The sequence below is a fragment of the Amycolatopsis antarctica genome, from assembly GCF_002262875.1.
In the GTDB taxonomy this organism is placed as follows: domain Bacteria; phylum Actinomycetota; class Actinomycetes; order Mycobacteriales; family Pseudonocardiaceae; genus Amycolatopsis; species Amycolatopsis antarctica.
Window position 1 is genome coordinate 129,909 of the sequence record NZ_NKYE01000011.1, and the last position, 13,975, is coordinate 143,883.

At 74.0% G+C, this 13,975-nt stretch carries 2 protein-coding genes (1 of these 2 running past the window's edge); both read right to left on the minus strand.

Annotation, left to right across the window (positions count from 1 at the left end; translation table 11 throughout):
- Complete coding sequence (locus CFN78_RS18480; RefSeq protein ID WP_165777614.1) at positions 1 to 9,162, minus strand: non-ribosomal peptide synthetase; 9,162 nt, start codon at positions 9,160 to 9,162, stop codon at positions 1 to 3.
- Positions 9,159 to 13,975: the final stretch of a non-ribosomal peptide synthetase gene (locus CFN78_RS18485; protein ID WP_094864095.1), read on the minus strand. 9,094 nt of this gene lie beyond the right edge of the window; 4,817 of the gene's 13,911 nt are visible here — the last part of the coding sequence; the start codon falls outside the window, past its right edge — the gene reads right to left on this strand; its stop codon occupies positions 9,159 to 9,161. The genes CFN78_RS18480 and CFN78_RS18485 overlap by 4 nt, the downstream gene beginning before the upstream one ends.

Below are 13,975 nucleotides of genomic sequence, written 5' to 3' on the forward strand. Positions count from 1 at the left end.
TCACCCGCTCGGTGACTCGCCCGCCGCTTCCACCTCGTTACAGCCGGGCCCGCCCGCGCCCCCGGCCAGTTCGGCGAGCACGGCCGTCCACTCCCCGGCCAGGCCGTCGAGCACCTCCTCCGGCAGGACGCGCGGCTGGTAGGACAATTCCGCGGTCAGCCGCGGGCCGTCCGGCCCGTCGGCCACCGAGGCGTTGATCGAGAGCGGATGGGTGGCCGCCGCGTCCGGATCCACGTCACCGCCGAGCGCGCCCGCGTCCGCGGCGAGCATCCAGTCCCGCTCCTCGGCGGCCCCGGCACCGAAGCGGCCCACGTAGTTGAACAGCACCTGCGGGACGGGCAGCTCGCCGAGTTCGGCGGCCGCGTCCGGGTCGAGGTGGCGTAGCAGGCCGAAGCCGATCCCGTTGTCCGGCAACGATGTCCGGGCCACGCAGGCCTGCCGGACGGCCTCCTCTGGTGCGCCGCCCGCGGCCTCGATCCGCATCGGGTACATGGTGGTGAACCAGCCGACGGTGCGGGACAGATCCACGCCGCCCACCTGTTCCTCCTCGCGTCCGTGCCCCTCCACCTCGACCAGCAGCGCCCCGCCACCACGACGACGTGCCGCGGCCACGGCCAGCGCGCCGAGCAGGACGTCCTGCACACCCGCACCGAGCGCCGCGGGCACCGCGGTCAGCAGTTCCCGGGTCACCTCGGGGCCCACCGCGACGCTCCGGTTCCGGCCGGTGGAGATCACGTCCCGGACCGGGTCCACCGGACCGTCCGCCACCGTGAGGTCGGCTCCGGCGAGTACACCGCGCCAGTACGGAAGTTCCTCCCCGCGTCCGGCGGCGAGCTCGCGCAGGCGCAGGGCCCAGCCGCGGAAGGACAGTTCCGCGGGCGTACTCACCGGTGCGCGCGCTTCGGCACGGGCGGCGCCGAACTCCGCCACGTCGTCGAAGATCGCCCGCCAGGACACCGCGTCGATCACCATGTGGTGCACCATCAGCAGCAGCCGCCCCGGCCTGCCCGGGCCGGCGTCGAACCAGACCGCGCGGACCATGTCCCCGGCGAACGGGTCGAGTTCGAGCACCGTGCGCTCGAACTCGCCGAACTCCGCGGTGAACAGGTCCGCGAGTTCCTCGTCCAGCCTGCCGGAGACGTCGACCCTGCGCAGCACCGAGGCCGCGGACGGGGTGCCCGGCTCCGGCACCAGCATGGTCCAGTCCGCGCGCAGGGTGGCCCGCAGGATGTCGTGCCGGGCCAGCAGGTGCGACACCAGTTCCGCCAGCACCGGCGTCCCCACGGCGGCGGGAACCCGCAACAGCGCGGACTGGCTGAGCCTGCCGACCGGTCCGCCGCGGTCGCGCTGGATCAGCATGATCGGCGTCGGCGGAATCTCCCCGACCGCCGCTACGGTGCTCTCCTTCCGTTCACCGAGCGGTTCGGCCACCTCGGCGAGTGCGGCGACGGTCCGGTGCTCGAAGATCCGGCGCGGGCTCAGCCGCAGCCCCGCCGCCCGTGCCCTGCCGACGACCCGCATCGACAGGATGCTGTCCCCGCCGAGCGCGAAGAAGTCGTCGGTGACACCGATCTCGCGCAGGCCCAGCACCTCGCGAAGGATCTCGGCGAGGGTCCGTTCCATGGCATTGCGCGGCGGCCTGCTCTCGCCCAGCGCGTCGCGCGCGGGCTCGGCCCAGTCGGCGGTCGCGAGCGCCGCCCGGTCCACCTTCCCGTTCGGCGTCAACGGAAGCGCGTCCAGGACGACGACGGCCCCGGGGACCAGGTGCTCGGGCAGGCTCGCGGCGAGACGCTCGCGCAGGGCGGCACCGTCGGCGCGCCCGCTCCCGGCCACCGCGTATCCGACGAGCCGGGTGGCGCCCGTGCCGGTCCCCCGCAGCACCACCACCGCGTCGCTCACCGCCTCCTGCGCGGCGAGTGCGGTCTCCACCTCGCCGAGCTCGACCCGGAAGCCGCGGATCTTCACCTGGTCGTCGGTGCGCCCGAGGAACTCCAGCCGCCCGTCCTCGCTCCACCGCACGACGTCTCCTGTGCGGTACATCCGCTCGCCCTCCCCGGCGAACGGGTTCGCGACGAACCGGGCGGCGGTCAGGCCGCCCCGGCCGAGATAGCCGCGGGCGAGTTGCGCACCGCCGATGTACAGCTCACCGCGCACGCCCGGCGGGACCGGCAGCAGCCCGTCGTCGAGAACGTAGAGCGCGGTGTTGGCGACGCCACGGCCGATGACCGGCCGGTCCGTGTCGGCCATCGCCGCCACCACGGTGTCCACCGTGCATTCGGTGGGGCCGTAGAAGTTGAACCCCTCGGTGCCGGCGAAGGCCCGTACCTGTGTCCACAGTGGATCGGGCACTGCCTCGCCGCCGACGCCGATCACGGCGAGCGGACACCGCCCGCCGGACACCAGTCCCGCCTCGGCGAGCTGGAGGAAGTGCGAGGGCGTGACCTCGACGAAGTCGATCTCCCGCTCCACCAGGAACCGTGCGAGTGCCTCCGCGTCGGTGCGCAGCTCGTCGGTCGCGACGTGCAGTTCGTGCCCGCCGAGCAGTCCCAGCATCGGCTGCCAGGAGGCGTCGAAGGCGAAGGACCAGTTGTGCCCGATGCGCAGTGCGGCCCGCCCCCGGCGACGGGCCGCGGGCCCGAGCACCACGGCGTCGTGGTTGTGGAAGAGATTCACCAGGTTGCGGTGCGGTACGACCACGCCCTTCGGCTTCCCGGTCGACCCCGAGGTGTAGATCACGTACACGGGGTGCTCGGGAAGCAGCGGGCGGAGACGCTCGGCGTCGGTGACCGGCTCGGTGCCGAACGCGGCGAGCTCGCCGCGGCAGCCGGGATCGTCGAGCGCCAGGACCGCACAGGGCGGGTCGGTGGTGGCGGCCAGGTCCGCTGTGGTGAGCAACAGGGCCGGGTCCGCGTCGGCGACCATGTACCGCACCCGGTCGGCCGGGTAATCCGGATCGACCGGCAGGTAGGCCGCGCCGGACTTGAGCACGCCCAGCATGGCCACCACGAACTCCTCGGAACGGCGCAACATCAGCGCGACGATCCGTTCCGGCCCGGCACCGCGGGCGATCAGGGCGCGGGCCAGCGCGTTGGCCCGCGCGTCCAGCTCCCGGTAGGTCAGGACGGTGTCCCGGCAGGCCAGCGCGACGGCGTCCGGGACCCGGCGCACCTGCTGCTCGACGGCCGCGACCACGGTCGTGGGCTCGACCGGCAGCGCGGTGTCGTTCCACCGCCGCAGCACCAGATCGCGCTCGGCCGGGTCGAGCAGGTCGAGCCTGCCGACGGGGGTGCGCTCCTCCTCCGGCAGGCGGGCGAGCAGGCCGGCGAGCCGGGTGACGAGCGTGCTCGCCCGTTCGGCGCCGAGAATGTCGGCGCGGTACTCGACGATCAGGTCGAGGGTCGGCCCCGGATCGACGACCAGGGTCAGCGGGTAGTGGGTGGCGTCCTCGGCGTCCACCCCGGCGACCCGGACCCCGGACCCCCGCTCGCTCTCCCGCAAAGCCTCGGCGTCGACCGGGTAGCTCTGGAACACGAGCAGGGTGTCGAACAGTTCACCGACGTCGGCGAACCGCTGGATCTCCGAGAGCCCGAGGTACTGGTGGTCGAGCAGTGCCGCCTGTTCGGACTGGACTCGGGTCAGCAGCTCGCCCACCGTCTCCGCGACCCGCGCCGTGACGCGCACCGGGAGGGTGTTGATGAACAACCCGATCATCCGCTCCACCCCGGTCAGGTCGGCGGGCCTGCCGGACACGGTCGCCCCGAAAACGACGTCGCGGCGGCCGGTCACCTGCCCCAGCAGCAGTGCCCAGGCGACCTGGACGACCGTGTTCACCGTGAGACCGGACGAGCGCGCCCAGGCGGCGAGCCGGGCGGTCTCGGCCTCGCCGACCCGGACCGTCAGCTTCTCCGGCAACGCGGGCGCCCGCTGTCCGCCGTCCTCGGCGAGCAGGGTGGGACCGTCCAGTTCGGACAGTGCGCGCCGCCACGAATCGCGCGCGCCCTCGCGCTCCTGCGCGACCAACCACTCCAGGTAGCGCCGGTAGGACGCGGGCCGCGGCGTCGCCGCGTCCGCTCCGTCCGCCCCGTAGAGGGTCAGCAGTTCCTCGCTCAGCAACGGTGCCGACCAGCCGTCGAGCACGATGTGGTGGCTGGTGACCAGCAGGCGGTGGCGCCCGCCGCCGAGATCGGCCAGCACGAACCGGAGCAGCGGCGGTGCGGCCAGATCGAACCGCCGGACGCGTTCCTGCTCCACGATCGAACGCAGTTCCTTGTCCTGCGCGGAATCCGCATCGTGTGCATCCACTTCGGACAGATCCACCGAGCGCCAGTCGAGTTCGGCATCGCCGTCGACGATCTGGACCGCGCGACCGGAGGGCAGGTGCCGGAAGCCCGCGCGCAGGTTCGGGTGCCTGCGCAGCAGTGCCGCCGCCGCGCGGCGCAGTCGCGCGGGCTCCGCCTCGCGCAGTTCCAGGACCTGCTGGGTGGCATAGACGTCGAGGGCCGCCTCGTCCGGGTCGTCGAACGAGGACAGGAACAGCATGCCCTCCTGCAGCGGCGACAGCGGCCACACCTCGGTGAGACCGGGAACGGCCGCCACGGCGTCGTCGATTTCCTGCTGCTCCAGCGGGACCAGCGGGAAGTCGGTCACGGAGTAGCCGCCCGCCCCGTCGGCGGCGGCGTGGCGAGCCAGTGCGCCCAGCGCCTCCAGCCAGCCGGACACCAGGGTCTCGGCGTCCACATCGGACAGTACCTCGGGCGGATGTGCCCAGGACGCCGTGAGGACGGGGCCGCCCGGCCCGTCGGTCACCGAGGCGTTGATCTCCAGCGCGTGCGTCACCGGCGAATCGGGGTCGGTCCCGCCGCCGAGGCCGCCCGCCGGTACCCAGTCGCGTTCCTCGCCCGCCTCGGCCGCGCCGAACCGGCCGAGGTAGTTGACCAGTACCTCCGGCCGCGGCAGTGCGGCGAGCACGGCGGAGGCCTCCTCGTCGAGGTGCCGGAGCAGACCGTGGCCGGTGCCCCTGGCCGGTGCGCCGAGCCGGGAATCCTTGACCCGCTTGAGCAGGCGCCCCGCGTCCGGTCCTCCGGCGAGCACCTCGCCGAGATCGAGTCCGGCAGTGTCCACGCGCAGCGGCACCAGTCCGGTGAACCAGCCGACGGTGCGCGAGAGGTCCAGGCCCTCCGGGTCGTCCCGGCCGTGGGTCTCGGTGTCGGCGACCAGCGCGCGCCCGGCCCCGGTCCGCGCCACGGTCACCGCCAGCGCGGCGAGCAGCGCGTCCTGGATTCCGGCACGGAACACCTCGGGAAGGCGGGTCAGCAGCGTGCGAGTCGTCCCCACCGGCAACCGGACGGTGCGTTCCCGCAGTCCGTCCGCGATGTCGGTGACGCGCAGCGGGCGGATGGCGATGCTCGCCGCCGGAGCCAGTACCGCCCTCCAGTACGGGAGTTCGGGCCGGTGCGCGGGCACCCGGTCGCCGAGGCGGGTGGCCCAGGCTCGCAACGAGGTCGGCACCGGCGGCAGTGCCGGTTGCTCTCCCGCCTCGATCGCCTGCCAGGCGCTTGCCAGGTCCTCGGCCAGGATCCGCCAGGAGACCCCGTCGACGACGAGGTGATGGATCACCAGCAGCAGGCGTCCCGGCCGGTCCGGCCCGGGATCGAACCAGACCGCCCGCAGCAGTTCGCCGGTGGCGGGATCGAGTTCGCCTTCCGCACGGTCGGCGTACCGATGCACCTCCGCGGGATCCGGCTCGCCCTCGGTGGGCACCCGCAGCAGTCCGGCCGCCGGATCGGCGCCACCGCGCGGCCGGACCCGGAGCCGCCAGTCGTCGGCCAGCACGGCGCGCAGGGCCGCGTGGTGGTCGGTGATCGCCCGCAGGACGGCCGTCAGCCGTGCCGTCCCGATCCCCGCGGGTACCCGCAGCACGGCCCACTGGCTGAATCTGCCGATCGGCCCGCCACGCTCGGCCAGCCCGGCGAGGATCGGTGTCGCCGGGACCGGGCCGACGGCCCCGACGGTGTCGGCGGGGGCGGGGCGGTCCGCCGCGACGGCGGCGTCGGCCAGCGCGGCGACCGTGCGGCACTCGAAGACCTGCCGGGGGGTCACCCGCAGGCCCTGCTGCCGGGCGCGGCTGACGACCTGCAGGGACAGGATGCTGTCACCGCCGAGGGTGAAGAAGTCGTCCTCGGCGGCGACCTCGGGCAGGCCGAGGACGGCGGCGTACGCAGCGGCGAGCACCGACTCGCGCGGGGTGCGCGGCGCGGTCCGGCCGACGAGCGCGCGCAGGTCCGGGGCGAACTCCGCGTCGGAGGCCAGCCGCCCTCGGTCGACCTTCGCGTTCACCGTCAACGGCAGTGCTTCCAGCACGACGACGGCGGCCGGTACGGCGTGCCCGGGCAGGGTCTCGGCCAGCGCAGCACGCAGGGTCAGCGGTTCGGGGGCCGCACCGTCGCCGGCGCTCACATAGGCGACGAGCCGCCGTACGCCCGGCCCGTCCTCGCGGACCACCGCGACGGCGTCGTCCACTCCGGGCAGCGCGCGCAGCGCGGTCTCCACCTCGCCCGGCTCCAGCCGGAACCCACGGATCTTCACCTGCTGGTCGATCCGGCCGAGGAACTCGATCTCGCCGTCACCGGTCCAGCGGACGAGGTCACCGGTGCGGTACATCCGCGTCCCGGGGGCACCGTGCGGATCGGCGAGGAAGCTGCTCGCGGTGAGCGCCGGCCGGTCCAGGTAGCCACGGGCGAGGCCGCCCACCAGGTACAGCTCACCCGGCAGTCCCGGGGGTACCGGGTTCAGCCCGGCGTCGAGCACGTAGGCCCGCTTGCCCGGGTCGGGGACACCGATCAGCACGCCCGCGTCCGGGCGGCAGCGCCACAGCGTCGAGTTGACGGTGGCCTCGGTGGGCCCGTAGGCGTTGAACATGGGGTGGTCCCTGGTCCACCGCTCGACCAGCTCGGGGGTGCAGGCGTCGGTGCCGGAGATCACGGTCGCTCCCGAGGGCAACTCGGCGGCCGCGAGCGTGCCCAGTGCCGAGGGCGGCACCGGCAGGTGGGTGACCCGCTGCTCCGCGGCGAAGCCGGCCAGCTCGCTGCCGAGCCTGCGGTCCTCGGGGACCACGACGGCGGTGCCCCCGGAGAGCAGGCTCATCGCCACCTCGGCCACGGACACGTCGAAGGCGGGCGAGGCGAAATGCAGTACCCGGCCGCTTGGTCCACTGTGGACGGACGCGGCGAACATGGCCACCAGTGCGGGGATTCCGCGGTGCGGCAGCAGGACGCCTTTCGGGCGTCCGGTGGACCCCGAGGTGTAGATGACATAGGCGGGGTGGTCGGGCCGCAGCGGGCAGACGCGCTCGCGATCGGCCACCGGCCCGTCCGCCCTGGCGGCCAGATCCGCCGCGATCGCCGGGTCGTCCAGGGCGAGCATTTCGGCCCCGGCGGCCGGGAACCCCGCGGCGGTCGCCGTGTCGGTGAGGACGGCCAGTGGGCGCGCGTCCTCGATCATCGCGATGAGCCTGCTCGCCGGGTACGCCGGGTCCAGCGGCAGGTACGCAGCCCCGGCGAGTTCGACCCCGAGCATGGCGGTGAGGAAGTCGAGTCCGCGGCCGAAGGCGATGCCGACGATGCGCTCCGGCCCCGCGCCGCGGTCGATCAGCAGGCGGGCGAGCCGGGCCGCGTCGGCGTGCAGCTCACCGTAGGTCCGGGTGCGGTCACCGTCGACGACGGCCGTCGCGTCCGGCCGGGAGCCGGCCCTGGCCGCGAACATCCCCGGCAGCGTCTCCCCGTCGACGGGGAGGATGGCCGCGTTCCAGCCGTTCAGCACGAGCTCGCGTTCCTCGGCCGTGGCCAGGCCGATGGCACCCACCCGGGTGTCCGGGCGGTCGAGCAGGGTGCCGATCAGTTCGCACAGCGCGGTGCCGATCCGGCGCACGGTCGCGGTGCCGACGGCGCCGGGCCGGTGGGCGAGCAGAAGTTCCAGTTCCTCGCCGGGCACGGCGACGACGGTCAGCGGGTAGTGCGTCACGCTGGTGACGCTGACCTCCGGCACCCGCAGGCGGGCCGCCGCGTCGGCCTGGCGAAGGCTGCCCTCGTCGGCGGGGGCGCTCTGGAAGACGGTGAGCGTGTCGAAGAGTTCCCCGTGCCCGGCGAGCCCCTGGATCTCGGCCAGCCCGAGGTACTGGTGGTCCAGCAGCGCCGTCTGCTCGGCCTGCAGCCGTTCCAGCAGCGCGGGCAGGGTTTCGCCCGGCGAGAGCGTCACCCGCACCGGCAGGGTGTTGATGAACAGCCCGATCATCCGTTCCACACCGGGGAGTTCGGCGGGCCTGCCGGAGACGGTGGTACCGAACACGACGTCCCGCCGCCCGGTGAGCCTGCCGAGCACGATCGCCCACAGTCCCTGCACCACGGTGTTCAGCGTGACACCGTGCCCCCGCGCCCAGGCGGTGAGCGCGGCCGTCCGCCCGGCCGGGACGGCGACGGTGTGCTCGGCGGGGAACTCGCCCTCGTTGCCGGCCTCCGGCGCCAGCAGAGTCGGCTCCGCCAGGCCGTCCAGCGACCGGCGCCAGGTCTCCCTGGCGGCCTCCCGGTCCTGGCCACCGAGCCAGGCCAGGTAGTCGCGATAGGCGGGGGCCGGAGGCAGCGAGGTCTCGTCCCCGCCCGCGCCGTAGAGCGTCAGCAGCTCCTCGCCGACCAGCGGTCCGGACCATCCGTCGAGCAGCAGGTGGTGCGCGGTGAGGACCAGGGTGGCACGGTCGGCGGCCCGCCGGATCAGCCGCAGCCGCAGCAACGGTGGACTGGCCAGGTCGAAACGTTCCCGCCGGTCCGCGTCGAGCAGCCTGCGCAGCTCCGTCTCCCGCTCCTCCCGGCCGAGGTCGGCCAGGTCGATCTCCCGCCAGGGCAGCGCGACCCGGGCCGGGACGACCTGGACGGTCTCGCCGGAGCGGCGGGGCCGGAAGGCGGCCCGCAGGTTGGGATGGCGGCGCAGCAACGCCTCCCCCGCCGCGCGCATCCGCGCGGCGTCGACCTCGCCCTCGAGCTCGAACACCTGCTGCACGGTGTAGACGTCCGCCGCGCCGGCATCGTCGCTGTCCCATGTGGACAGGAAGAGCAGGCCCTCCTGCAACGGCGAGAGCGGCAGTACGTCCTGCACGCCACGGGGGGTCGTCACGAAACACTCCATTCGTCCGCGAAGTCGGCGAACTCGTCCTCGTCCAGTTCGATCAGCGGCGCCGTGCTGCCGGTCACGGGCTCGTCCGCCGCCGCGACGGTGTCCGCCACCACGGCCAGAGCCGCCACCGTCCGCAGTTCGAACACCTGGCGGGCGGTGACGCGCAGCCCGGACTGCCGCGCACGGCCGATCAGCCGCAGGGACAGGATGCTGTCGCCACCGAGCGCGAAGAAGTCGTCCAGCACGCCGACCCGGTCAAGACCGAGCACCCGCGCCGTCTCCTCCGCCAGCAGGCGCTCGACGTCGTTGCGCGGCCCCACCTCGCCGGTGGCCACCGGATCGGGGTCCGGCAGCGCCGCCCGGTCGAGCTTTCCGTTCGGCGTCACCGGAAACTCGTCCAGCCAGACGAACGCGGCCGGGACCAGATGCGCGGGCAGGACCGCGACCAGCGCCTCGCGGATCGGCGCCGGGTCGCGGTCCGGACCGAGCAGGTAGCCGATCAGCCGCAGCCCGCCCGCCCCGTCCGGCCGGGCGATCGTCTCCGCGCCCCCGACCCCGGGCAGGGCGGCCATGGCCGCGGTGACCTCGCCCGGTTCCACCCGCTGCCCGCGGATCTTCACCTGCTCGTCGGTACGCCCCAGGTACTCCAGCGCGCCGTCCGCCCGCCGCCGGGCGAGGTCGCCGGTGCGGTAGAGCCGGGACCCGTTCTCCCCCAAAGGATTCGCCACGAAGCGTTCCGCGGTGAGCCCGGCCCTGCCCAGGTAGCCGCGCGCGAGCTGGACGCCGGCGAGGTACAGCTCGCCGGCCGCTCCGGCGGGTACCGGCCGGAGCGCGCCGTCGAGCACGTGCGCGCCGGTGTTCCACACCGGTCTCCCGATGGGAACGCTGGTGCCCTCGGGTTCCCGGGCGGTGTCGGCATGGGTGACGTCCACCGCGGCCTCGGTCGGTCCGTACAGGTTGAGCAGCGCCGTGCCGGGCAGGACGCGGCGGTGCGCGCGCACCAGGTCCTCACCCAGCGCCTCGCCACTGCACACCACCCTGCGCAGGCCCAGTCCGGCCGCCGAGGGCTCGTCGAGGAACGGTCGCAGCATCGACGGTACGAAGTGGACGGTCGTCACCCCGGTGGTGCGGATCAGCCCGGCCAGGTACGCCGGGTCGCGATGCCCGCCCGGATCCGCGATCTCCAGCGTGCCGCCGGTGATCAGCGGCAGGAACAGCTCCCAGACCGACACGTCGAAGGTGATCGGTGTCTTCTGCAGGATGCGGTCCGCCGGCCCGAAACCGTACTCCTGTTCCATCCAGCGCAACCGGTTCACCACGGCGTCGTGCCCGACGACCACGCCCTTCGGACGTCCCGTCGAGCCCGAGGTGTAGATGACGTAGGCGGGTGCCGCCGCTGGGACGCACACCGTGCCTGCCCGCATCGGCGGGCCGCCGGTCAGCTCACCGAGCATCTCCTCGGTCACCACCACGGAGGGAGCGGCATCGGCCAGCAGCGCGGCGATCCGCTCCTCCGGGTGCTCCGGATCGACCGGCAGGTAGGCGGCACCGCACCGGTGCACCGCGTACAGCGTCGCCACCATCTCGATCGACCGGGGCAGGGACACCGCCACCAGTGCTCCCGGTCCCGCCCCGCGCGCGGCGAGCCCGCCCGCGATGCGGCCGGCCAGTTCGTCGAACCCGGCATAGCTGAGGGTGCGGCCGTCGTGCGAGACGGCCTCGGCGTCCGGAGCCGTCCGTACCCGTTGCGCGAACAGTGTGTCCAGGGTGGCGGTCTCGACCGCGACCTGAGGGCCCCGCCCCTGTCCGAGCGCCGCCGTCCGCTCGTTCTCCGGCAGCAGCGGCAGCCGCCCGACCGGCCGGGCGTCCGCTCCTGCCAGGCCCGTCAGCGCGGTGACCAGTGCGCGCAGCAGGGCGTCGGCGGTCTCCCTCGGCACGACGTCGGTGCGGACGTCGAGACCGACCGTCAGCCGGTCGCCGGGAACGGCGACCAGCGTGAGCGGATAGTGGGTGGCGTCGGTGCCGGTCACCGAGTCGACCCGCAACCCGGCCGCCCGTTCGGTCTCCGCCAGTCCGCGCTGGTCCACCGGATAGCTCTCGTAGACGACCAGGGTGTCGAAGAGCTCACCGGTGCCTGCCCAGCGCTGGATCCGGGCCAGGCCCGCGTGCTGGTGTTCGAGCAGCCTGGACTGCTCGTCGCGCAGCCGGCACAGCAGCTCCGGCACCGGTTCCGCGTGGTCCACCCTGACCCGGACCGGGACCGTGTTGATGAACAGTCCGATCATCCGGTCCGAGCCGGGCAGGTCGGCAGGCCTGCCGTGCACGGTGACGCCGAAGACGACATCGGTGCGGCCGGTGTGCCTGCCCAGCACGAGCGCCCACGCCGCGTTGAGCACGGTGCTGCGGGTGATGCCGAGCTCCGCGCAGGTCGCGTCGATCCGTTCGGTCAGCCCGGCCGGCAGTTCCTCGGTGAGTCGTTCGGGCTCGCCCGCCGCGGGCGCGGCGTCCGGGGCGATCAGCGTCGGACCGTCCACTCCGGACAGAGCGGTGGTCCAGGCCCGTTCGGCGGCGGCGTCGTCCTGCCTGGACAGCCAGGCGAGGTGATCCGAGTACGGCCGCACCGGATCCAGCGCGGACGGGTCGGCACCGTTGCCGTAGAGCGCGAACAGCTCGCCCGCCAGCAGCGGGCCGGACCACCCGTCGGCGAGGATGTGGTGGTGCGTCAGCAGCAGCCGGTGCCGGCGCGCGGCGAGGCGCACCAGCACCAGCCGGACCAGCGGTCCCTCGGCCGGATCGAACCGGGTCGCGGCTGCGTCGGCGGTGAGGGTGTCCAGTGTCCGAGCGGCCCCGACCCCGTCCACATCGGACAGATCGTGGAACTCCGGGACGAGTTCCGCCCGGGCCGGGATCACCTGGACGAACCCGCCGGAGACGGTCTGCCGGAACGAGGCGCGCAGCGCGGCGTGCCGCTCCAGCAGCGCGGTGCCCGCGGCGCGCAGCCGCTCCGGGTCCACCTCGCCGTCGATCTCGTGGGTGTGCGCGACCATGTAGGCCCCGGCACCGCCCTCGTCGACGACGGACTGGAACAGCAGGCCCTCCTGCAGGGGCGACAGCGGTAGCAGATCCTCGATCCCCGGCCGGGCCAGAGTGTCCACATCGGACTGTTCGACGGTGGCGAGGGGGAAGTCGGACGGGGTGCGCCGGTCGACGCCCCTGGCCGCGGTGGCCAGTTCGGCCAGTGCCGTCCGCCAGCCTTCGGCCAGCTCCCGCACGCCGGCCTCGTCGAACACGCCGTCGGCGAAGCTCCACGTGGCATGCAGCTCGGGCCCCTGGCCGGTATCCACCGTGACGGCGTTGATCTCCAGCGGATGGCTCACCGGGGTGACGCGGTCGGCGCTCGCGTCGAGCGACCCGGACTCCGCGGCGGGCGTCCAGTCGCCCGTCCCGCCGCCGGGGGTGCCCATCCGGCCGAGGTAGTTGAACAGTACCGAGGCCGTGTCGCCGCCGAGCTCGGCACCGTCCGGCCGGAGATGGCGCAGCACACCGAAACCGAGCGCGTCCGGGACGGCCCGTAGTTCCTCCTTGACCGACATCATCGTGCCGAGCACGTCCGCGGTGTCCGCGCCGATCAGCACCGGGTAGACGGTGGTGAACCAGCCGACCGTGCGGGAGAGGTCCGTACCCGGAACCAGGTGCTCGTCCCGGCCGTGACCCTCCAGGTCGATTCGCAACCCGCCTCCGGACCGGTGCCCGTGCGCGCGACGCCGGCGCCCGACGGCAAGGGCCAGCGCGGCGAGCAGCACGTCCTGCACGCCGCCGTGCACCGCCGCGGGTACCGAGGTCAGCAGTTCCGCCGTCACCTCGCCCGAGATCGTCAGTTCGTGCGAACGCACCGTGGCGCGCGTGTCGATCGCCGCGTCCAGCGCGCGCTCGGTACCGATCCGCGCGGGGCCCGACAGGATCTCCTGCCAGCGCGCGCGGTCCTCCATCCACTGTGGATCGTCCGAGCGCGCCGCGAGTGCCCTGGACCACGCGGGCAGCGAGGTGCCCGCCGGTTCGAGCACGATCCGGGCGCCCGAACGACGGGAGTCCCAGCCGGTGGCCAGATCGTCGAGCAGCACCCGCCAGGACACCCCGTCGACGACGAGGTGGTGTGCGAGCAGCAGCAGCCTGCCAGGACGGTCCCGGCCCGCGTCGAACCACACCGCGCGCAGCATCCGGCCGCGACCGGGGTCGAGCGCGTCGAGTTCGGCGGCGAACTCCCGGCCGATCACCGCCGCCAGTTCCTCGCCTGCCTCGGTGATGTCCACTCGTCGCAGGATGTCCGCCGGTGCCACCGCTGCCCGTGGGCGGATGCGGTACTCCCAGTCCTCACCCAGTTCGGCGCGCAGCGCGTCGTGGGTGTCCAGCAGCGCGGCCAGCAGGGCCCGCAGGTCGTCGAGCCAGGCCGCGGCCGGAACGCCGACCAGCATCGACTGACTGAACCGCCGGTGGTCGCCGCCCAGTTCACGCAGCTCGCGCATCACCGGCAGCAGGACGGCGGTGCCGGAGCCGTCGGTGGCAAGAGCGCTGTCCCGGACCGGCACGGACGCGGCGGCGGGCACGGCCACCCGTGCCAGTTCGCCGACGGTGCGCAGCTCGAACACCTGCCGCGGGGTCACCCGATGGCCGAGGGCACGCAGCCTGCCGATGAGCTGCAATGAGGAGATGCTGTCGCCGCCGAGCGCGAAGAAGCCGTCGTCGGCACCGACCCGATCCAGCCCGAGTACGTCCGCGAACGCTGTCGCCAGCGCGGACTCCACCGGCCCGTCCG